The organism is Enterobacter cloacae complex sp. 302F9, from assembly GCF_050030335.1.
GTDB lineage: Bacteria > Pseudomonadota > Gammaproteobacteria > Enterobacterales > Enterobacteriaceae > Enterobacter > Enterobacter hormaechei_C.
The window spans coordinates 4,487,220-4,506,075 of the sequence record NZ_JBLGUC010000001.1; the positions used below are offsets into that span (position 1 = coordinate 4,487,220).

At 60.2% G+C, this 18,856-nt stretch carries 20 protein-coding genes; 12 read left to right on the plus strand and 8 right to left on the minus strand.

Features of this window, described 5'->3' with window-relative positions; translation table 11 throughout:
- Genes ACQG0T_RS21855 through acpT form a run of 9 tightly spaced genes read left to right on the plus strand, consistent with a single transcriptional unit; the run spans nt 1 to nt 8,078 of the window.
- Entirely contained in the window at nt 1–423 is a 423-nt protein-coding gene (locus ACQG0T_RS21855; protein WP_006812302.1) for an acyl-CoA thioesterase, read from the plus strand.
- Nucleotides 420–1,025, plus strand: a complete 606-nt coding sequence (locus ACQG0T_RS21860) for an outer membrane lipoprotein carrier protein LolA (RefSeq protein WP_063859736.1) — start codon at nt 420–422, stop codon at nt 1,023–1,025. Before ACQG0T_RS21855 ends, ACQG0T_RS21860 begins: the two co-directional genes overlap by 4 nt.
- Nucleotides 994–3,315 (plus strand): MMPL family transporter, encoded by a 2,322-nt coding sequence (locus ACQG0T_RS21865; RefSeq protein ID WP_252012451.1) that lies wholly within the window; start codon nt 994–996, stop codon nt 3,313–3,315. Before ACQG0T_RS21860 ends, ACQG0T_RS21865 begins: the two co-directional genes overlap by 32 nt.
- Complete coding sequence (locus tag ACQG0T_RS21870; protein ID WP_252012450.1) at nt 3,312–3,890, plus strand: DUF3261 domain-containing protein; 579 nt, start codon at nt 3,312–3,314, stop codon at nt 3,888–3,890. Before ACQG0T_RS21865 ends, ACQG0T_RS21870 begins: the two co-directional genes overlap by 4 nt.
- Before the next feature lies 1 nt (nt 3,891).
- Nucleotides 3,892–5,058, plus strand: a complete 1,167-nt coding sequence (locus ACQG0T_RS21875) for a beta-ketoacyl-[acyl-carrier-protein] synthase family protein (protein WP_017384110.1) — start codon at nt 3,892–3,894, stop codon at nt 5,056–5,058.
- Nucleotides 5,055–5,531, plus strand: a complete 477-nt coding sequence (locus ACQG0T_RS21880; RefSeq protein ID WP_252012449.1) for a 3-hydroxy-fatty acyl-ACP dehydratase — start codon at nt 5,055–5,057, stop codon at nt 5,529–5,531. The genes ACQG0T_RS21875 and ACQG0T_RS21880 overlap by 4 nt, the downstream gene beginning before the upstream one ends.
- The gene (locus ACQG0T_RS21885; protein ID WP_126297159.1) at nt 5,525–6,256 is read left to right on the plus strand and encodes a 3-ketoacyl-ACP reductase FabG2; all 732 of its coding nucleotides are present in this window, start codon (nt 5,525–5,527) and stop codon (nt 6,254–6,256) included. The genes ACQG0T_RS21880 and ACQG0T_RS21885 overlap by 7 nt, the downstream gene beginning before the upstream one ends.
- On the plus strand, nt 6,253–7,482 hold the full coding sequence (locus ACQG0T_RS21890) for a beta-ketoacyl-ACP synthase (RefSeq protein ID WP_271040483.1): 1,230 nt from the start codon (nt 6,253–6,255) through the stop codon (nt 7,480–7,482). Before ACQG0T_RS21885 ends, ACQG0T_RS21890 begins: the two co-directional genes overlap by 4 nt.
- Before the next feature lie 2 nt (nt 7,483–7,484).
- Nucleotides 7,485–8,078 carry a 4'-phosphopantetheinyl transferase AcpT gene (acpT, locus tag ACQG0T_RS21895; protein ID WP_015571496.1) on the plus strand — a complete coding sequence of 198 codons (594 nt, stop codon included), beginning with the start codon at nt 7,485–7,487 and terminating at the stop codon, nt 8,076–8,078.
- Here the strand turns inward: acpT and arnF are convergent.
- The 8 genes from arnF to ACQG0T_RS21935 all read right to left on the minus strand — a co-directional run bounded on the left by arnF (nt 8,050) and on the right by ACQG0T_RS21935 (nt 16,226).
- The gene (arnF, locus tag ACQG0T_RS21900) at nt 8,050–8,433 is read right to left on the minus strand and encodes a 4-amino-4-deoxy-L-arabinose-phosphoundecaprenol flippase subunit ArnF (RefSeq protein WP_017693827.1); all 384 of its coding nucleotides are present in this window, start codon (nt 8,431–8,433) and stop codon (nt 8,050–8,052) included. The genes acpT and arnF overlap by 29 nt on opposite strands.
- Nucleotides 8,430–8,753, minus strand: a complete 324-nt coding sequence (gene arnE / locus ACQG0T_RS21905) for a 4-amino-4-deoxy-L-arabinose-phosphoundecaprenol flippase subunit ArnE (protein WP_015571497.1) — start codon at nt 8,751–8,753, stop codon at nt 8,430–8,432. The genes arnF and arnE overlap by 4 nt, the downstream gene beginning before the upstream one ends.
- Nucleotides 8,753–10,396 (minus strand): lipid IV(A) 4-amino-4-deoxy-L-arabinosyltransferase, encoded by a 1,644-nt coding sequence (arnT, locus tag ACQG0T_RS21910; protein ID WP_252012447.1) that lies wholly within the window; start codon nt 10,394–10,396, stop codon nt 8,753–8,755. The genes arnE and arnT overlap by 1 nt, the downstream gene beginning before the upstream one ends.
- A complete protein-coding gene (gene arnD, locus ACQG0T_RS21915; RefSeq protein WP_032104187.1) occupies nt 10,393–11,295 on the minus strand; it encodes a 4-deoxy-4-formamido-L-arabinose-phosphoundecaprenol deformylase in 903 nt (300 codons plus the stop codon). Before arnD ends, arnT begins: the two co-directional genes overlap by 4 nt.
- Complete coding sequence (arnA, locus tag ACQG0T_RS21920) at nt 11,292–13,274, minus strand: bifunctional UDP-4-amino-4-deoxy-L-arabinose formyltransferase/UDP-glucuronic acid oxidase ArnA (protein ID WP_015571500.1); 1,983 nt, start codon at nt 13,272–13,274, stop codon at nt 11,292–11,294. Before arnA ends, arnD begins: the two co-directional genes overlap by 4 nt.
- Nucleotides 13,271–14,254, minus strand: coding sequence for an undecaprenyl-phosphate 4-deoxy-4-formamido-L-arabinose transferase (arnC, locus tag ACQG0T_RS21925; protein ID WP_017693824.1), 984 nt, complete (start codon nt 14,252–14,254; stop codon nt 13,271–13,273). The genes arnA and arnC overlap by 4 nt, the downstream gene beginning before the upstream one ends.
- Before the next feature lies 1 nt (nt 14,255).
- A complete protein-coding gene (gene arnB / locus ACQG0T_RS21930) occupies nt 14,256–15,395 on the minus strand; it encodes a UDP-4-amino-4-deoxy-L-arabinose aminotransferase (RefSeq protein ID WP_271040484.1) in 1,140 nt (379 codons plus the stop codon).
- A gap of 324 nt (nt 15,396–15,719) precedes the next feature.
- On the minus strand, nt 15,720–16,226 hold the full coding sequence (locus ACQG0T_RS21935; protein ID WP_017384099.1) for a phenolic acid decarboxylase: 507 nt from the start codon (nt 16,224–16,226) through the stop codon (nt 15,720–15,722).
- Nucleotides 16,227–16,325: 99 nt separating this feature from the next.
- Between ACQG0T_RS21935 and ACQG0T_RS21940 the strand changes: the two genes are divergently transcribed.
- From ACQG0T_RS21940 to ACQG0T_RS21950, 3 genes are all read left to right on the plus strand, one after another.
- On the plus strand, nt 16,326–17,207 hold the full coding sequence (locus ACQG0T_RS21940) for a LysR family transcriptional regulator (RefSeq protein ID WP_023304577.1): 882 nt from the start codon (nt 16,326–16,328) through the stop codon (nt 17,205–17,207).
- A 32-nt stretch (nt 17,208–17,239) separates the two neighbouring features.
- Complete coding sequence (locus ACQG0T_RS21945) at nt 17,240–18,034, plus strand: SDR family NAD(P)-dependent oxidoreductase (protein WP_017384097.1); 795 nt, start codon at nt 17,240–17,242, stop codon at nt 18,032–18,034.
- A 106-nt stretch (nt 18,035–18,140) separates the two neighbouring features.
- Nucleotides 18,141–18,803 carry an HAD family hydrolase gene (locus ACQG0T_RS21950; protein WP_003861228.1) on the plus strand — a complete coding sequence of 221 codons (663 nt, stop codon included), beginning with the start codon at nt 18,141–18,143 and terminating at the stop codon, nt 18,801–18,803.
- Nucleotides 18,804–18,856 lie beyond the last annotated feature (53 nt).

Here is an 18,856-nt window from a genome sequence, read left to right on the forward strand (position 1 = left end):
GTGCTGACCGATCCCCGCTTTACGGCTGAAGTTGAAATCACCGTTCCGTTCCACGACGTCGATATGATGGGCGTGGTGTGGCACGGCAACTACTTCCGCTACTTTGAGATTGCCCGCGAAGCGCTGCTCAACCAGTTTGATTACGGCTATCGCCAGATGAAAGCGTCCGGCTACGTCTGGCCGGTGGTGGATACCCGGGTGAAATACCGCGACGCGGTGACCTTCGAGCAGCGCATTCGCGTCCGCGCCCACATTGAAGAGGTTGAAAACCGTCTGCGCATCGCCTATCAAATCTTCGACGCGCAAACCGGGAAACGCACCACCACCGGCTACACGATTCAGGTGGCGGTGGAAGAAGCAAGCCGGGAGATGTGCTTTGTCAGCCCGGCCATTCTGTTCGAACGCATGGGGATCGCGCCATGAAATGGATAACGCTACTCGCGCTGCTGGTAAGCCCGCTGGTGAACGCGATCACGCTGGATGAACTGCAACAGCGGTTTGCGGAGCAACCGGTGGTGCGCGCACACTTCGAACAGACCCGCACGATCAAGGATATGCCCCAGCCCCTGCGCTCGCAGGGGGAGATGCTGATCGCCCGTGACAATGGCCTGCTGTGGGATCAAAAAGCGCCGTTCCCGATGACGCTGCTGCTGGATGACAAACGGATGGTGCAGATCGTCAACGGTCAGTCGCCGCAGACCATTACCGCCGACACTAACCCGCAGATGTTCCAGTTCAACCATCTGCTGCGGGCGCTGTTCCAGGCCGACCGCAAGGTGCTAGAAGAGAACTTCCGCGTCGATTTCAAAGAGCTGGGCGAAGGCCGCTGGTCGCTGGTGCTGACGCCCGTCACCACGCCGCTGGACAAGATTTTCTCCACCCTTGATTTGAAGGGCGCGATCTATCTGGAATCCATTCGCCTGAACGATAAGCAGGGCGACACGACGGATATCGCCCTCTCCCGCCACCAACTGACGCCCGCCCGCCTGACCGATGCAGAACGCCAGCGCTTTGCCGCACCGTAACGCCCTGCGCCCGGCGCTGCTGTGGGCCGCGGTATGCCTGATCCTGCTGGGCGTGCTGCTGTCGCTGCTGCCCGGCGCGCGGCTGAACAGCAGCGTGCTCGCCATGCTGCCGAAACAGACGCTCGGCGCGATCCCTCCTGCTCTCAACGACGGATTTATGCAGCGCCTCGACCGCCAGCTCATCTGGCTGGTCAGCCCCGGCAAACAGCCGGACCCGCGCGTGGCGCAGCAGTGGTTAACCCTGCTGCAACGCAGCCAGGCGCTGAGTGTCGTAAAAGGTCCGCTGGATGCCGCCGGGCAACAGGCCTGGGGAGATTTCTTCTGGCAACACCGCAATGGCCTGGTCGATCCGGCCACCCGCGCCCGCCTGCAAAACGGCGGTCAAGCACAGGCCCAGTGGATCCTGTCCCAGCTCTACTCCGCCTTTTCCGGCGTGAGCGGCAAGGAGCTGCAAAACGATCCGCTGATGCTGATGCGCGGCGCGCAGCTCGCGCTGGCGAAAAACAGCCAGAAGATGCAGCTGATGGACGGCTGGCTGGTGACAAAAGATGCGGCCGGGAACTACTGGTATCTGCTGCACGGCGAGCTGGCGGGCTCATCGTTTGATATGCAGCAAACCCACCAGCTGGTGACCACCCTTAACGCGTTGCAGCAGACGCTGAAAAGCCAGTATCCACAGGCGCAGCTGCTCTCGCGCGGGACGGTGTTCTACGGCGATTACGCCAGCCAGCAGGCTAAAAACGATATTTCCACGCTTGGCGTCGCCACGGTGCTCGGGGTGATCCTGCTGATTGTGTCGGTGTTTCGCTCCGTGCGTCCGCTGCTGCTGAGCCTGCTCTCCATTGCCATCGGCGCGCTGGCGGGGACGGTCGTGACGCTGCTGCTGTTCGGTGAACTGCACCTGATGACGCTGGTGATGAGCATGAGCATCATCGGCATCTCGGCGGACTATACGATTTACTACCTCACGGAGCGGATGGTGCACGGCGCGGAACACTCGCCCTGGCAAAGCCTGGCGAAAGTACGTAACGCGCTGCTGCTGGCGCTGCTGACCACCGTCGTGGCGTATCTCTTCATGATGCTGGCCCCCTTCCCCGGCATTCGTCAGATGGCGGTGTTCGCCGCCGCAGGGTTGAGCGCCTCGTGCCTGACGGTAATGTTCTGGCATCCGTGGTTATGTCGGGGCATGCCGGTCCGCCCGGTCCCCCTGAGAGGGATGATGCAGCGCTGGCTGAACGCCTGGCGCGACAGTAAACCCCTCTCTGTCGGGCTGCCGGTAGCGCTGGCGCTGCTCTCCGCCATCGGGATCGCCAGCCTGCGGGTGGATGACGATATCGCCCGGCTTCAGGCGCTGCCGCAGGACATTCTGGCGCAGGAAAAAACCATCACCGCCCTGACCGGGCAAAATGTCGATCAGAAGTGGTTCGTGGTGTACGGCGCGTCGGCTCAGGAAACGCTGGAGCGGCTGGAGGCGTTTACCCCGGCGCTGGCGCAGGCGCAAAAAGCCGGTGAATTAACCCGCTGGCGCACCCTGCCGCTGAACTCGCTGGCGCGGCAGAACAGCGATCTGCATCTTCTGCGTAACGCCGCGCCGACGGTGATGAAAATGCTGCAAAGCACGGGGCTGAAGACCAGTGAACCGAACCTGAACGCCATGCCTGTCAGCGTGGAAGCGTGGCTCGCCAGCCCGGCCAGCGAGGGCTGGCGTTTGCTGTGGCTGACGCTGCCGGACGGCAAAAGCGGTGTGCTGGTCCCGGTCGATGGCGTCAGAAACAGCGCCGCGCTCGGCGAACTGGCCGCCCGCCATCCCGGGGTCGTCTGGGTTGACCGTAAGGCCAGCTTCGACAGCCTGTTTGCGCTCTACCGCTCGCTGCTGACGGGGCTGCTGGGCGTGGCGCTGGCGGTGATTGCCTGCGGCGCGATGCTACGCCTCGGCTGGCGAAAAGGGCTGGTGGCGCTGGTGCCGTCCGTGCTGTCGCTGGGCGGCGGGCTGGCGGCGCTGGCCGTGACGGGCCATCCGGTGAACCTGTTTTCCCTGCTGGCGCTGGTGCTGGTCCTCGGCATTGGCATTAACTACACGCTGTTTTTCAGCAACCCGCGCGGTACGCCGCTGACCTCCATGCTGGCGATTACCCTCGCCATGATGACCACCCTGCTGACGCTGGGGCTGCTGGTGTTCAGCACCACTCAGGCCATCAGCAGCTTTGGCATTGTGCTGGTGAGCGGTATCTTCACCGCGTTCCTGCTCGCCCCGCTGGCGATGCCGTCTAACAAAGAGAACTTACCATGACCCGTTTCATTCGCCTGGCGGCAGTGATGATGGCCCTGTTGCTGGCGGGGTGTAGCCATACGACGAACCGCGATGACGCGCGCCCTCAGGCCTGGCTCCAGCCCGGCACCCGCGTCACGCTGCCCCCGCCGGGCATCGCGCCTGCCATCCGCGCGCAGCAGTTGCTTACCGGCAGTTTTAAAGGCCAGACCCAGTCGCTGCTGGTGATGCTGAACGCCGACGGAGATAAAGTGACGCTTGCCGGCCTCTCTTCCGTCGGGATCCGCCTGTTCCTCGCCACCTACGACGACACCGGGATCCACACCGAGCAGTCGGTTGTGATGCCGCAGCTGCCGCCCGCCAGCCAGGTGCTGGCCGACGTGATGCTGAGCCACTGGCCGCTCAGCGCCTGGCAGCCACAGTTGCCGAAAGGCTGGACGCTGAACGATACTGACACCAGACGCGAACTGCGCAACCCCGAGGGCAAACTGGTCACGGAAATTGTCTACCTGAACCGTAACGGCAGGCGCGATCCGATTAGCATTGTGCAGCACGCTTTTCACTACCACATCACCATTCAATATCTGGGTGACTGAGATGATTTACCTTTCTGCCGTTGGCATGGTCAACGCGCTCGGCAACTCGGCTGATGAAATAGCGGCGAACCTGATCGCTGGTGTGGCCCCCGGGATGCGCCAGCGTGCGGGCTGGCTACAGGGCTTACCCGAGGCCGTGCTGGGGGGCGTGGAGGGTGAACTTCCCCCTGTCCCCGAGTCTTTTTCTGCGCATCGCAGCCGCAACAACCAGCTGCTGCTGGCGGCGCTGGCGCAAATCCGGCCCGCCGTCGATGCGGCCATTGCGCGCGTGGGGCGCGACCGCGTGGCGGTTGTGCTGGGCACCAGCACCTCCGGGCTGGACGAGGGTGATGAGTACGTGCGCCGCGCGCAGAACGGCGAGAGCAGCCCGCAGTGGCAATATCCGCAGCAGGAGCTGGGCGATCCGTCGCGCTTTCTCGCCCGCTGGCTTGCGCTGGACGGCCCGGCGTATACCATCTCAACCGCCTGCTCCTCCAGCGCGCGGGCGATCGTCAGCGGTCGTCGTCTGATTGACGCCGGGCTGGTGGACGTCGCCATCGTCGGCGGGGCCGACAGCCTGAGCCGCATGCCGGTCAACGGCTTCAACAGCCTGGAGTCCTTCTCCCCGACCCTGTGCGAACCGTTTGGCCGCCACCGTCGGGGGATCACCATTGGCGAAGCGGCGGCACTGATGGTGCTGACCCGCGAGCCGGGCGAGGTTGCGCTCCTGGGCGCGGGGGAATCCAGCGATGCGTACCATATTTCCGCCCCGCATCCGCAGGGCGAAGGGGCGATCCGCGCCATCAACCAGGCGCTGAACGAGGCGGGCATGACGGCGGCGGACGTCGGTTATATCAACCTGCACGGCACCGCCACGCCGCTGAACGATCGCATTGAGGCGCAGGTGATCCATGATCTCTTTGGCGACCGCGTGCCGTGCAGCTCCACGAAACATCTTACCGGCCACACGCTGGGCGCAGCGGGGATCACCGAGGCCGCCCTGAGCTGGCTGATCCTGACCCGAGACCTGCCGCTGCCGCCGCAGGATTTTTCCCGCTACGCGCCAGACGACACCCTGCCCGCCTTCGGCCTGCTGCACCAGAGCGCACCGCTGAATAAACCGGCGATCCTGTCAAACTCCTTCGCGTTTGGCGGCAACAACGCCAGCCTTCTGCTGGGGAGGGTATGATGCGCTACTTACCTCCCGGGGATTATCTTCCTCACGACACGCCGATGCTGCTGCTTGAGAGCGTGGAAAGCGTTACCGATGACCGCGCCGTTTGCAGCGTGACGGTGAACGATCGGGGCGTTCTGGCTCCGTTTCTGGACGCGGACGGCAACCTGCCTGGCTGGTTTGCGCTGGAGCTGATGGCCCAGACCGTGGGCGTCTGGTCTGAATGGCACCGGATGCAAAAAGGGCTGCCGCACTGTGCGCTGGGCATGGTGCTGGGCGCGCGCGAGCTGGTATGCGACGCAGGGCATTTTGCCGCAGGCAGCACGCTGACCATCACCATAGAACGTCTGATGCAGGATGAACGCTTTGGCAGCTTCGAGTGCGCCATTCATGCGGATAGTGTCTCCCTCGCCACGGGCCGCGTGAACACCTTCCAGCCGAGCGAGGACGAATTAACCACACTTTTCAACCAGGGAACACCATCATGAGATCCGTACTGGTCACCGGCGCCAGCAAAGGCATTGGCCGCGCTATCGCCCTTCAGCTTGCGGCGGACGGTTTCACCGTCGGCGTGCATTACCATCGTGATGAAGCGGGCGCGCAGGAGACGCTGGAAGCGATTGTCCAGGCAGGCGGCGCGGGCCGTTTGCTCACCTTCGACGTGGGCAACCGCGAGCAGTGCCGCACGGTGCTGGAACAGGAGATCGCTGACCACGGCGCGTGGTATGGCGTGGTCAGTAACGCCGGTATTACCCGCGACGGTGCTTTTCCGGCGCTCAGCGACGATGACTGGGACAGCGTGATCCACACCAATCTCGACAGTTTTTATAACGTCATTCATCCCTGCATTATGCCGATGATCGGCACCCGCAAGGGCGGGCGGATCATCACCCTGTCGTCGGTGTCAGGCATTATGGGCAACCGTGGGCAGGTGAACTACAGCGCGGCGAAAGCCGGGATCATCGGCGCCACCAAAGCGCTCGCCACCGAGCTGGCAAAACGCAAAATCACCGTCAACTGCATCGCGCCGGGGCTGATCGATACCGGCATGATCGAGATGGACGAAGCCGCGCTGCGCGCGGCGATGTCGATGATCCCGATGCAGCGTATGGGCCAGGCCGAGGAGGTCGCCGGACTGGCGAGTTACCTGATGTCGGATAAAGCAGGCTATGTGACGCGTCAGGTGATTTCGATTAACGGAGGCATGCTATGACCCGCCGGGTAGTGATTACGGGCATGGGCGGCGTCACCGCGTTCGGCGAGGACTGGCCGACCATCTCGCGCCGTCTGCGCGAGTATGAAAATGCGGTGCGTACCATGACGGAGTGGCAGGCGTATGACGGCCTGCAAACCCTGCTCGCCGCGCCGATTGAAGATTTCACTCTCCCCTCTCACTATACCCGTAAGCGCATTCGCGCCATGGGCCGCGTGTCGCTGCTCTCTACCCGCGCCACCGAGCTGGCGCTGGAGCAGGCGGGGCTGATCGACGACGCGGTGCTGACCAACGGTCAGACCGGCATCGCCTACGGCTCGTCGACCGGCAGCACCGGGCCGGTCAGCGAGTTTGCCTCTATGCTCACCGAAAAGCACACCCACAACATCACCGGCACCACCTACGTGCAGATGATGCCGCACACCACGGCGGTGAATACCGGGCTGTTCTTTGGCCTGCGCGGACGGGTGATCCCCACCTCGAGCGCCTGTACCTCTGGCAGCCAGGCGATTGGCTACGCCTGGGAAGCGATTCGTCACGGCTACCAGACGGTGATGGTGGCAGGCGGCGCGGAAGAGCTGTGCCCGTCGGAAGCGGCGGTTTTCGATACCCTGTTTGCCACCAGCCAGCGTAACGACGCGCCAAAAACCACGCCGTCGCCGTTTGACGTTCAGCGCGATGGCCTGGTGATTGGCGAAGGGGCGGGCACGCTGGTGCTGGAAGCGCTGGATCACGCCAGAGCGCGCGGAGCGACTATCTATGGCGAGATCGTGGGCTTTGCCACCAACTGCGATGCGGCGCACATCACCCAGCCCCAGCGTGAAACTATGCAGGTGTGTATGGCGCAGTCGCTGGCGATGGCGGGCCTTGGTCCTCAGGAGATTGGCTACATTTCTGCCCACGGCACGGCAACCGATCGCGGGGATATCGCCGAGAGTCAGGCGACCGCGGCCATTTTCGGCGACAGCGTGCCCATCTCATCCTTAAAGAGCTATTTCGGCCATACCCTGGGTGCCTGCGGCGCGCTGGAAGCCTTGCTGAGTCTGCACATGATGCGGGAGGGCTGGTTCACGCCGACGCTCAATTTAAGACAACCGGATGAGCAATGCGGCGCTTTAGATTATATTATGGGGGAAACCCGCCCGATTGATTGCGAATTTATTCAGAGCAATAACTTTGCCTTTGGCGGCATCAATACCTCGATAATCATTAAACGCTGGGCGTAACTATGTACCAGTTTGTACTGGGAAAGATCTCCACCCTTAGCGCGGACCCGCTGGCGTCAACGCTCGCAGACATGGCACCTCAGGGTGCACGACACGCTTCCTGGCTTGCAGGCCGGACGCTGCTCGCCAGAACCTTATCCCCCTCACCGCTTCCCGAGATAATTTACGGCGAGCAGGGAAAACCGGCCTTCGCTAACGGCCATCCTCTGTGGTTTAACCTGAGCCACAGCGGGGACGACATTGCCCTGCTGATGAGCGATGAAGGTGAAGTGGGCTGCGATATCGAAGTGATCCGCCCGCGGGAAAACTGGCAGGCGCTGGCGAATGCCGTTTTCAGCCTCACCGAACATGACGAGCTGGAACGTGAAGCGCCGGAAGAGCAGCTTTCCGCATTCTGGCGCATCTGGACGCGCAAAGAGGCGATCGTCAAACAGCGTGGCGGCAGCGCGTGGCAGATTGTCAGTATTGACAGCACCGCCCAGACCCTCCCGGTCAGTCAGCTACGCTTCGGCTCGCTGAGCCTGGCGGTCTGTACCCCTACGCCTTTCACCTTAACGGCGGAAGCGGTTACTTACTCCGGTATTTCTGCGGCATAAAAATGACCAGCACGCCGAGTATAATCAAGCCGACGCCCGCCAGCCCGCGCCAGGAAAAGTATTCTCCCCAGCCGGGCAGTAAAATTGCAGCACTCCACACCAGGATGTAACTGAGGCTCAGCAAGGCATACGCTTTGCTGAGCGCCATACGATGCAATGCCAGATACCAGCAGCCCATTGAGGCGCAATAGCCTGTCAGCCCCAGCATCAGCGCGCCCGTACCGGGGGCTATATGCCAGAGGGCTGCCCAGAAAGCGTCGCTCATCGGGGGCAGCGTCACCATCGCATGACGCAGCAGCAGCTGCGCCACGCTGACTAACACTACGCTGCATAACGCCCAACACGCACCGTTCACAGGCTTCCTCCCAGCAAAATAACCCCGACGATAATCAACCCGACGCCCAGCCAGTGACGTAGCGGGACAGGCTCATGCCAGACGATTTTTGCCGCCAGCGTTACCCAGACAAAGTTAAGGCTCAGCATGGGGTACGCCACCCCGACGGGCAGATGCTGCAATACCACCAGCCAGGCAACCATCCCGCCACCCAGCATCAGCAGGGCCAGCCCAAGCCACAGGGCGACCTGCTGACCGCCGCCTGCCCGGGTCGCCTGTTTCTGGCACAGTTGACCTGCGCAGCTCAACAGGCTTGCCAGCACCAGCCAGATCCAGGCCATCACTGCGGCAGATATTGCAGGTAAGCCAGACGCCCCTGAATCGTCAGGTTGTCCGGTTTTGGCAGCCCGGCGCGGGCCAGGTCGTCGTTTTTCGACAGCAGGATCACCAGCGACACCGGTCCTTGCTGACGATGCGCTTCAAGCCAGTGCGCGATATCATCTTTGCTCACAAAACGCCCCTTAGCGTCCGGATAATCCAGGCCGTATTTCAGCTCACCGCTCTGCCCATACAAAATGATGTCATTACGCTGAAGCTCCCACGCCAGCCCGGAGGCTATACCAACGTTGTTCGCCAGGACGAATTTACTCATCTGTAATGGCTCGCGAACGGAATCCACCAGCGACTGCGGCTGTTTAGAATCCACTACCCGGTCCGGGATCGCAAAACCCACCAGCAGGGCCAGTCCGGCAGGGCAAAGCGCCGCCAGCCACCAGCGCTGCGGATTTTTAAGGGTAAACCAGCCCACCGAGGCCCAGACCAGAAACGCCACCACGGCACAGAAGACTTTGTACAATTCGACCGGTGTCCAGACCGGATGTTTAGCAAGCCCCCATGGCGATACCACCAGCGCCGCCAGCATGCCAAGCACGCCAAACGCGATATTGATCCCACCGTTAATACGTAACGCTTTTTCGGCGACGGTGCAGGCGTAGCGCGCCATCAGGATCGCCAGCGGCGCTAAGCACGGCAGGATATAGGTCGGCAGCTTGCCTTTGGCGATGCTGAAGAACAGCAGCGGCATCACTATCCAGCCCAGCAGATAAAGCCCCGCCCTCTCGTTTTCTCTGTCTCGCCATCCCAGGCGTAGCGCGCCCGGCAGCATCGCCAGCCACGGCAGACTTCCCGCGATGAGGAACGGCAGATAGTACCAGAACGGCGCTTTATGCTGGGCATCGCTCCGGGCAAAGCGCTGGATATGCTCCACCCAGAAGAAGTAACGCCAGAAATCGGGTTCACGCTGAGCGATTGCCAGCCCCCAGGGCAGGACGATAAGTACGCAGCTGAGGATCGCCAGCCAGCCGAAAACCAGCACCTCCTTCCAGCGTCGTTGCGCAATCACCCACGGCAGCACGCCAATCACCGGTACCGCCAGCGCCAGGAAGCCTTTGGTCATGACGCCCATGCCGCAGGCCAGCCCCAGCAGAATGTAGCCCCCCGCTTTTCCGGCTATCGTTTTCGCCTGCGAAGCCAGCCAGAAGCTGCACATAGCCGCCACCAGCCAGAGGGTGATAATGGGATCCAGCACGGCGTAGGTGCCGATGCCATAGACCAGGAACAGGGTTAAGAAGATCAGGCCGGAGAAGATCGCCACCCGCTTATCCTGCCAGAGACGCCAGGCCAGCCAGATCACCAGCAGCGCCGTCAGCCCGGTGCAGAATATCGCCCCCGCGCGAACGGCAAAATTGGTGTGTCCAAATAGCCATTGCCCGATGCTGTTCACCCAGTAACCGGCAATGGGTTTTTCAAAGTAACGCAGCCCGAGGAAATGCGGGACGACCCAATCGCCGGAGGCCAGCATTTCGCGGCTGATTTCCGCATAGCGCGTTTCATCAGGCTGCCATAACAGGCGAAGGTTGACCGGAAGGAGGTAGTAAACGACAAACAGGGCGAGAAGCGTCAGGCCATAGCGGACTGTTTTCATAGTGCCGGGCTCACGGTTTGTTGATAGCCAAGCCAGCCTTCCCGGCCAGCCATTTCACGACGGACGATTTTTCCCAGGGGCAGCGTGCCAGGATCGTCCGGCAACAGCTGGCTTAACGGGCAGAACTGAATGCCCTCCTGCGCCGCCAGCGCAAGCAACGCGTCAAAATCCTGCTGATACGCAATGCCTTCCACTTCGGCATGGATGGTATAAACCGGTGTACCGGCATCGCGGTGCATCGCATCCAGAATGTAACGGTTAAACCTGTCGGCACTCACCTCGCGCCCGACCACTTCATCCCACGTCGGAAGAGTGACCGGAATCTGCACCGTGCCGGTTCGGTTTTCCCCCAGCAGCGGTAAAAACGGTCCGGTGCCCCGGCAATCGCTGTTGTAGCGAAAGGCAAAGTGTTCTTTGGCCTTCACCACGCGCTGGTCGGCCCGCCATCCCGCCACGGCGGAACAGCGCACAGGCTGGCCGGTAATGGCTTCCAGCTCCAGCACGCCGCGCTCAACCTCACGCGCCAGGCGGGGGATATCCCACACGCCCGCCCAGGCCTGCCAGGCATGGTGATCCCAGGCGTGCAGCCCCACTTCATGATGCTGCGCGGCCTTGCAGATGATCGCTTCATTTTCCGCGCCGATGCGCCTGCCGGGCCATGCGGTTCCGGCCAGCAGGATATCCCAGCCGTAGAGCGATGCCGCGCGCGAGCGCAGCATTTTGAACAGAAAGGCCGGTTTAACCAGGCGCCACAGGTGACGCCCCATGTTGTCTGGCCCGACGCTGAAGAAAATGCTGGCACGCACGTCGTGCTTGCTCAGCAACTCCAGCAGCCGCGGCACACCCTCGCGCGTGCCGCGAAAGGTGTCGACGTCAATGCGTAAACCGACCTTTTTCATGATGCCTGTTCCGACAGCTCCACGGTGCGCAGGAAGAAGTCGAGCGTTTCATCAATGGTCTGCTCCATCTTCACCGTCGGCGTCCAGTTCAGGCAGCGCTTCGCATTGCGGATGCTCGGCTTGCGGTGCTCAACGTCCTGATAACCCTTGCCGTAGTAGCTGCTGCTCTCCACTTCGCGGAAACCGGCAAACGGCGGGAACTGGCTGCGCAGCGGGTGACGTTCAAAGCTTGCCAGCAGCATTTCCGCCAGCTCGCGGATGCTCGCTTCGTTGTCCGGGTTACCGATGTTGATGATCTCTCCGTTACAGCGGCCGTCTTTGTTTTCGATGATGCGGAACAGCGCTTCAATACCGTCGCTGATATCGGTGAAGCAACGTTTCTGTTTGCCACCTTCAATCAGCTTAATGGGCGAACCTTCCACCAGGTTGAGGATCAGCTGGGTGATAGCGCGGGAGCTGCCGATACGCGCTGCGTTCAGGTTGTCCAGGCGCGGCCCCATCCAGTTAAACGGGCGGAACAGGGTAAAGCGTAGCCCCTCTTTCTCACCGTATGCCCAGATCACGCGGTCCAGCAGCTGTTTGGAGACGGAGTAGATCCAGCGCTGCTTGTTAATCGGCCCGACCACCAGACTGGAGGTGTCTTCATCGAAGTTATTGTCGGTACACATGCCGTACACTTCCGACGTCGACGGGAAGATGATGCGCTTATCGTATTTCACGCAGTCGCGGATAATCTTCAGGTTCTCTTCGAAATCGAGTTCGAACACGCGCAGCGGGTTACGGGTGTATTCAATCGGGGTGGCAATCGCCACCAGCGGCAGCACCACGTCACATTTTTTGATGTGGTACTCGATCCATTCGGAATGGATGCTGATGTCCCCTTCAACGAAGTGGAAACGGGGATTAGTGAGGAATCGACCGATCGCATCGGATCCGATATCGAGACCGTAGATCTCGTAATTGTCGTCTTCCAGCAGCCGTTCGGTCAGATGGTTACCGATAAACCCGTTCACGCCGAGGATTAAGACGCGCGTGCGGCGTTTGATCGCCACCACCGGCGCGCTGGTGATCAGCGCCCCCGCCACCAGCCCAAGAGACTGCGCCAGCTGCGCCCCCTGCACGTACAGCCCGTTATCCGTTTGTCCGGTGACGATCTCCAGCGCCTGCTCGCCGCAGCTCACAATCAGCGGAGAGACGGAGATGACGGTGCCCGGTTTTGCCGCCGGAATGTCCTCACGCACGCGGGATTTCCAGACGATAAATTTACTGACCCCGGCGAAGCTGTACGCGCCCGGCCACGGGTCGGTCACGGCGCGCACCAGGTTATGCAGCTGACGCGCCGGTTTCGCCCAGTCCAGTCGCCCGTCCTCCGGCGTGCGGCGACCAAAACTGCTTGCCTTGCTTTCGTCCTGCGCGGTTTCGGTAAAAGTCCCCTGACGGATCGTCGGCAGCGCGTCGCGAAGCAGGCTTTGCGCGGCGATGCAGAGCTTGTGGTGCAGCTCCAGCGCCGTTTCATCAGCGCCAATGCCCACTTTCAGCTGTGCCACGATACCGCCCGCATCGGCACGGCGTACCATTTTGTGCAGCGTTACGCCGGTTTCCGTTTCACCGTTAACCAGCGCCCAGTTCAGCGGCGCACGGCCACGGTAGGCAGGCAGCAGCGAGCCGTGCAGGTTAAATGCGCCTTTTGTCGCCACGCTCAGGATGTCGTCGCAAAGCAGATTGCGGTAGTAGAAAGAGAAAATCACGTCCGGCGCGAGTTTCTGAATGCGATCCACCCACAGCGGATGGTTCACATCGTCCGGGGCGTAAACCGGAATACCGTGTTCAGCCGCAATACGCGCCACCGAGCCGAAGAAGTGGTTTTCCCCGGCAACATCCGGATGGGTGAAGATGGCGGTAATGTCGAAGCCTGCGTCCAGCAAGGCTTGCGTGCCCGTGCAACCCATATCGTGATAGGCAAAGACGACGGTTTTCATGGGTGGTTTTCCTCTTGAGATGCCAGGTGCTCCTGACGGACAACACGTTGAATAAAATAGCGCGGACGCGCGCGAACATCGTTGTAAATACGGCCAATGTACTCACCCAGCAGACCCATACCGATGAACTGGGCGCCAATGAACGTGAACAGCACGGCAAACAGCATAAAGACCCCTTCCGCCGCCCACTGGGGACCAAAGACCAGCCGCAGAACGACCAGCAGAACGGAAAGCGCAAACCCGGCCAGCGCGATAACGCTGCCGAACACGCTCAACAGGCGCAGTGGCGTGGTGGTCAGGCAGGTGATCAGGTCGTACATCAGGTTGATGAGACGCATGAAGCTGTATTTTGACTCCCCGTGCTCGCGCTCGGCGTGCAGCACCGGGATCTCCGTCGCTTTACGGGCAAAGGTGTTCGCCAGAATCGGAATGAAGGTGCTGCGCTCGTGGCAGTGCAGCATGGCGTCGACGATGTGGCGGCGATAGGCGCGCAGCATGCAGCCGTAGTCGCCCATCGCTTTACCGGTGGTGCGCTGGATCAGACGGTTGATGGTGCGAGACGCCAGCTTACGGAACAGGCTGTCCTGGCGGTTTTGCCGCACGGTGCCGACCACGTCGTAGCCTTCGTCGGCTTTGGCGACCAGACGCGGGATCTCTTCCGGCGGGTTTTGCAGATCAGCATCCAGGGTAATCACCAGATCGCCCGTCACGTGGCTGAAACCGGCCATGATTGCCGAGTGCTGGCCGTAGTTACGGTTGAGCAGTACGGCAACAATGTGGCTGCCCTCCGCCTGCGCGGCGTCGGTCAGCATCCGCGCGGAATCGTCGCTGCTGCCGTCGTCCACCAGCAGAATTTCATAAGCTTTGCCGAGCGTCTCGCAGGCGGCAGTCGTGCGGCGGATCAGTTCCGGCAGGCTCTCCTGCTCGTTATAGACCGGGATCACCACGGAAACTTTTTGTACAGGCGGCGCACTGAACATATCAATGTCCTGCAAGCTGATGGAGCGCGGTAATGACGCGGGTTGTGTCGTCATGGGTCATGTCCGGGAAAAGAGGGAGAGAACAAAAACGCGCGCTGTTCCATTCGGTGTTCGGCAGCGACACATCAGGGAAACGCTCGCGGTAGTATTTTTGCGTATGTGCCGCACGGAAATGCAGGCCCGTACCGATGCCCTGCTCCTTCAGCGCGGCCATCAGGGCATCGCGCGAGAGGCCGCACCGGGCCTCATCCACGCGAATTATAAACAGGTGCCAGGCGTGCAGATGCGGCCATGACGGAATGCACAGCGGCTGGAAAGGGGTATCCGAGAGTTCAAGCAGGTAGCGGTCGGCAATGTCGCGACGGCGCCTGTTGGCTTCGCCCAGCTTGCCGAGCTGCACCAGCGCCAGCGCGGCGTTGATATCCGCGAGGTTGTATTTAAAACCCGGGGTGATGACCTCGGCCTGCGGCGCGCGGCCATGGGTCTGGCGGTCATAGGCATCAACGCCCAGACCGTGGAACTTCAGGCTACGGATGTTTTGCGCCAGCTGCTCGTCATCCGTCACCACCAGCCCACCTTCGGCGCAGGTCATGTTTTTGATGGCGTGGAAGGAGAATATTGCGGTGCCCCGCCAGCCTACATGACGGCTGTGGTAGTACGTTCCGGCGGCATGGGCCGCGTCTTCAATGACAGGAATACCGTGACGTTCACCGACGGCGCGGATGGCGTCAATATCGCACGGCGCGCCCGCATAATGAACCGGCACAATGGCTTTGGTGCGAGGCGTAACGGCGGCGTCGACCGCTTCAGGCGTCACCATCAGCGTGTCTCTGTCGACGTCGATCATCACCGGTATGGCACCCAGCAGCACGATCATATTCAGCGTCGATACCCAGGTCAGGGAGGGCGTAATCACCTCATCGCCGGGACCAATCCCCATCGCCATCAGGGTGACGTGCATCCCCGCCGTGGCAGAGGAGACGGCAATCGCATGACGGTTTCCCGTCAGCGTACAGAACGCCTCTTCAAGCATCTGATTTTTCGGCCCGGTGGTGATCCAGCCGGAGGTTACTACCTCCTGGACCGCGGCGATTTCCTCCGCGCCCATTGAGGGCCGGGAAAAAGGCAAAAAATCACGCATTATTAATTTCCTTGAGTTATGCATGGCAACTTTTTGATATTAACCAAATGCCGATGCGTTTATTTCAACGAACCATAAACTCATCTCAAGGTAACGTTCATTTCTTAGGGAAAAATTAAGATGGTGATAAAAAGGAGGAATGAATTGATATAAATTTATTATTAAACAATAGGTTAAGTAATTATGAATTATTTATTATGTGATTCCGCTCACCGTATTAAAGTCAATTATCTAAACCAAACATCAACAAATAAAAAAATCCCCGACCATTTCCAATAAATATGAAATGAGTCGGGAACTTTTCTTTTTAGTTAATTGTCGCGCTTATTTTAAATTATCAGGAAAGTTTTTTGGCAACTCGCTGGCCGCGCACGCAATAACGCTGTCGTCATTCGCACCGCAGTCGCGCACGAAGGTGATGGTGGCAAATTCATCAATCACTTCGGTTGGATACGCTGGCCCGGCATCACGGTAGCTATTCATCAGTGGAATGTGATCGTTCTGGAAGCAGACGGTTTTTTCCGGATTATTCATGACCCAGCGCGGGAAGAAGATGGTGCCGTGGAACAGGCTGTCTCCCAGGTTCACGATCAGGCTCACGTCGGTACCGGTTGGCTCCGTCCAGGAAATTTTATAGATGCTCTCCCCAACACGGACAATGTAGGCCTGCTGATCTTTCACCCAACGGTTGCCCACCAGACCACTGTGAATACGGTAGTCCAGGGTGTTTTCGTTTTTAACGTAAATTTCGTAGTTCCAGCCATTATCGTAGGTATATACCAGATGTTTACCGACGAAGCCGCTTAAATCATGTTTATCGAAGGTGCTCATAAGATGTCTCCTTTGTTTTGATGAGACGATCGTACCCCTTCAAAAAATGAATGAATAACGCTATGTTTGAATCAAATTCATCCAAAATTTAGATTAATTATGCACAAGACGACGCTCGAACAATGGGCCTTGCTGGAGAGAGTCATCGAGGCGGGCAGCTTCGCTAAGGCGGCGGAAGAGACCCACCGCAGCCAGTCCTCGGTCAGCTATAACCTGTCGCTTTTGCAGGAACGGCTGGGCGTGGCGCTCCTGATGACAGAGGGACGGCGTGCCGTGCTGACACCGGCGGGTGAGCTGTTGCTGAATCAGGTTAAACCGCTGCTGAAAGCCTTCGCCTATGTTGAAACGCGCGCTGCGACCCTGCGCAGCGGGATGCGAACCCGTATCGACCTGATGGTAGACAGTATTTTTCCGCGCAGCCGGCTGTTCGCGATTTTGCGCCAGTTTCAGCAGCTGTACCCGCAAACGCAGGTGCGGCTTACCGAGGTGCTGGAAAACAGCCGCGCGGATGCGCTCAATGATGAAGCCGACGTGATGGTCTTAACCCGCCGCCAGGACATTACCGGCCTGGGGGAATGGCTGATGAATATCGATTTTGTTGCCGTCGCGCATCACGCTCACCCGCTGTTTGCGCTGGATACACCGCTTAACGACGAGATGCTACGACCGTGGCCGCGCATTCAGATCGCAGACAGCCAGCCCACCGCTCACTCTACCGGGGAGTCGTGGACCTTCTCCACCATCGATGCCGCGATCGAAGCGGTGATGTATCAGGTTGGATACGGCTGGTTACCGGAAGAACGCATTCAGACCCCGCTCCAGCAGGGCATCCTTAAAACGCTGCCGCTCAGCCACGGCGTACGTCGCGCCACGCCGCTGCACCTCATCGTCAAACGCTCCCTCAGCCCGCTGGACGAGCAGGTTGAGACGCTGTTGCGCCTTTTTAAACAGGAGCCGTCATCGTCAACTGCTACGCTTTAAGTTTTGAACCATAAGATGACAAGGAGCGAATGATGAAAATTGATTTAACGGGGAAAGTAGCGCTGGTGACCGCGTCCACCGGCGGTATTGGGTTTGCCATCGCCCGCGGGCTGGCGGAGAGCGGTGCGGAAGTGATCGTGAACGGGCGCAGCGTCGACTCGGTGAACAAAGGCATTCAGGCGCTACAGCAGGTGGTGCCTGGCGTACAGGTCCGTGCCGCCATCGCCGATCTGAGCTCGCAGGAGGGCGTTGACGAACTGCTCAGGGTCGCCTCGCACGTCGATATTCTGGTGAATAACGCCGGGATCTATGGCCAGCAGGATTTTTATTCCACCGACGACGAGACCTGGGAACGCTACTGGCAGACCAACGTGATGTCCGGCGTGCGCCTCTCTCGTGCCCTGCTGCCCGGCATGGTACAAAAGGGCTGGGGTCGGGTAGTGTTTATCTCGTCGGAATCGGCATGCAATATTCCTGCGGATATGATCCACTATGGCGTGACAAAAACCGCCCAGCTCTCGCTGGCGCGCGGTCTGGCGAAGTTCGTGGCAGGCAGTGGCGTGACGGTGAACAGCGTGCTGCCGGGCCCGACAATGTCGGACGGTTTTGCCGCGATGATGAAAGACGAGATCGAAAGAACCGGTAAATCGCTGGAACAGCTGGCGAAAGAGTTCGTGATGGCGAATCGCCCCAGCTCGGTGATCCAGCGCGCCGCCACGGTGGAAGAAGTGGCAAATATGGTGGTATATGTCTGTTCCATGCAGGCCTCCGCGACTTCCGGCGCGGCGCTGCGCGTTGACGGCGGCGTGGTGGATGACATTGTTTGACCCGTCAGGCCACAGGTTCAGGAAAAAATGCGACCTGATATAAGGACTGTGAAGGTAAAGCAGGTAAACTAGTGAACAGAATGTGTATTTCAGCTAAGACGTATTTATGACCAATATGATTGCCGACGAAGCCGTGGCGAAGTCCAGCGTGCTCTCTGTCTTTGACTTTGATGGTACGTTGACGCACCACGACAGTTTTATCCCGTTCCTGCGCTTTGCCTTTGGCAAGCGCTACTTTGCTGGCCGACTGGTGCGCATGGCCCTGCCTACGCTGCACTGTGTGCGCCGCAAGCTGACGCGAGATGAGCTGAAAGAGGTGTTGATCAAAACCTTCCTGACGGGGGTGGATGAGCACTGGTTACGTCAGCAGGCGGAAGCCTTCTGTGAAAAATACTGGAACAAGCTGATGCGCCCGGAAGGTGTGCTGGCCGTCGCCAACGAGGTCAATTCCGGTGCGGAAGTGACGATTTGCTCTGCTTCCCCGGCGCTGGTATTGCAGCCGTGGGCCGATAAGCTCGGCATTAAGCTGATTGGCACGCAGCTGGAAGTGAAAGACGGCAAGCTGACCGGGCGGATCACCGGCCACAACTGCCGTTGTGCCCAGAAGGTGGCGAGGCTGGAGAAGGTGTATGGGGATTTGAACGCGTATCACCTGCGCGCCTGGGGCGACACGCGTGGCGACCACGAGTTGCTGGCGGCGGCGCAGGATCCGCACTGGCGGCATTTTCATCATCCGAGCAAGCGCCGAAATTCACCAATTAAGGGTTAGGTGCGGCCCGGTGCCCTCACCCCGGCCCTCTCCCACAGGGAGAGGGAGAAAAG

What these genes read in the sequence shown, in the direction of transcription:
- ACQG0T_RS21860 (WP_063859736.1), top strand. Translation starts at nt 420, where the DNA reads ATGAAATGGATAACGCTACTCGCGCTGCTGGTAAGCCCGCTGGTGAAC.
- ACQG0T_RS21865 (WP_252012451.1), top strand. Translation starts at nt 994, where the DNA reads ATGCAGAACGCCAGCGCTTTGCCGCACCGTAACGCCCTGCGCCCGGCG.
- ACQG0T_RS21870 (WP_252012450.1), top strand. Translation starts at nt 3,312, where the DNA reads ATGACCCGTTTCATTCGCCTGGCGGCAGTGATGATGGCCCTGTTGCTG.
- ACQG0T_RS21875 (WP_017384110.1), top strand. Translation starts at nt 3,892, where the DNA reads ATGATTTACCTTTCTGCCGTTGGCATGGTCAACGCGCTCGGCAACTCG.
- ACQG0T_RS21880 (WP_252012449.1), top strand. Translation starts at nt 5,055, where the DNA reads ATGATGCGCTACTTACCTCCCGGGGATTATCTTCCTCACGACACGCCG.
- ACQG0T_RS21890 (WP_271040483.1), top strand. Translation starts at nt 6,253, where the DNA reads ATGACCCGCCGGGTAGTGATTACGGGCATGGGCGGCGTCACCGCGTTC.
- acpT (WP_015571496.1), top strand. Translation starts at nt 7,485, where the DNA reads ATGTACCAGTTTGTACTGGGAAAGATCTCCACCCTTAGCGCGGACCCG.
- arnE (WP_015571497.1), bottom strand. Translation starts at nt 8,753, where the DNA reads ATGGCCTGGATCTGGCTGGTGCTGGCAAGCCTGTTGAGCTGCGCAGGT.
- arnT (WP_252012447.1), bottom strand. Translation starts at nt 10,396, where the DNA reads ATGAAAACAGTCCGCTATGGCCTGACGCTTCTCGCCCTGTTTGTCGTT.
- arnD (WP_032104187.1), bottom strand. Translation starts at nt 11,295, where the DNA reads ATGAAAAAGGTCGGTTTACGCATTGACGTCGACACCTTTCGCGGCACG.
- arnA (WP_015571500.1), bottom strand. Translation starts at nt 13,274, where the DNA reads ATGAAAACCGTCGTCTTTGCCTATCACGATATGGGTTGCACGGGCACG.
- arnC (WP_017693824.1), bottom strand. Translation starts at nt 14,254, where the DNA reads ATGTTCAGTGCGCCGCCTGTACAAAAAGTTTCCGTGGTGATCCCGGTC.
- arnB (WP_271040484.1), bottom strand. Translation starts at nt 15,395, where the DNA reads ATGCGTGATTTTTTGCCTTTTTCCCGGCCCTCAATGGGCGCGGAGGAA.
- ACQG0T_RS21935 (WP_017384099.1), bottom strand. Translation starts at nt 16,226, where the DNA reads ATGAGCACCTTCGATAAACATGATTTAAGCGGCTTCGTCGGTAAACAT.
- ACQG0T_RS21940 (WP_023304577.1), top strand. Translation starts at nt 16,326, where the DNA reads ATGCACAAGACGACGCTCGAACAATGGGCCTTGCTGGAGAGAGTCATC.
- ACQG0T_RS21945 (WP_017384097.1), top strand. Translation starts at nt 17,240, where the DNA reads ATGAAAATTGATTTAACGGGGAAAGTAGCGCTGGTGACCGCGTCCACC.
- ACQG0T_RS21950 (WP_003861228.1), top strand. Translation starts at nt 18,141, where the DNA reads ATGACCAATATGATTGCCGACGAAGCCGTGGCGAAGTCCAGCGTGCTC.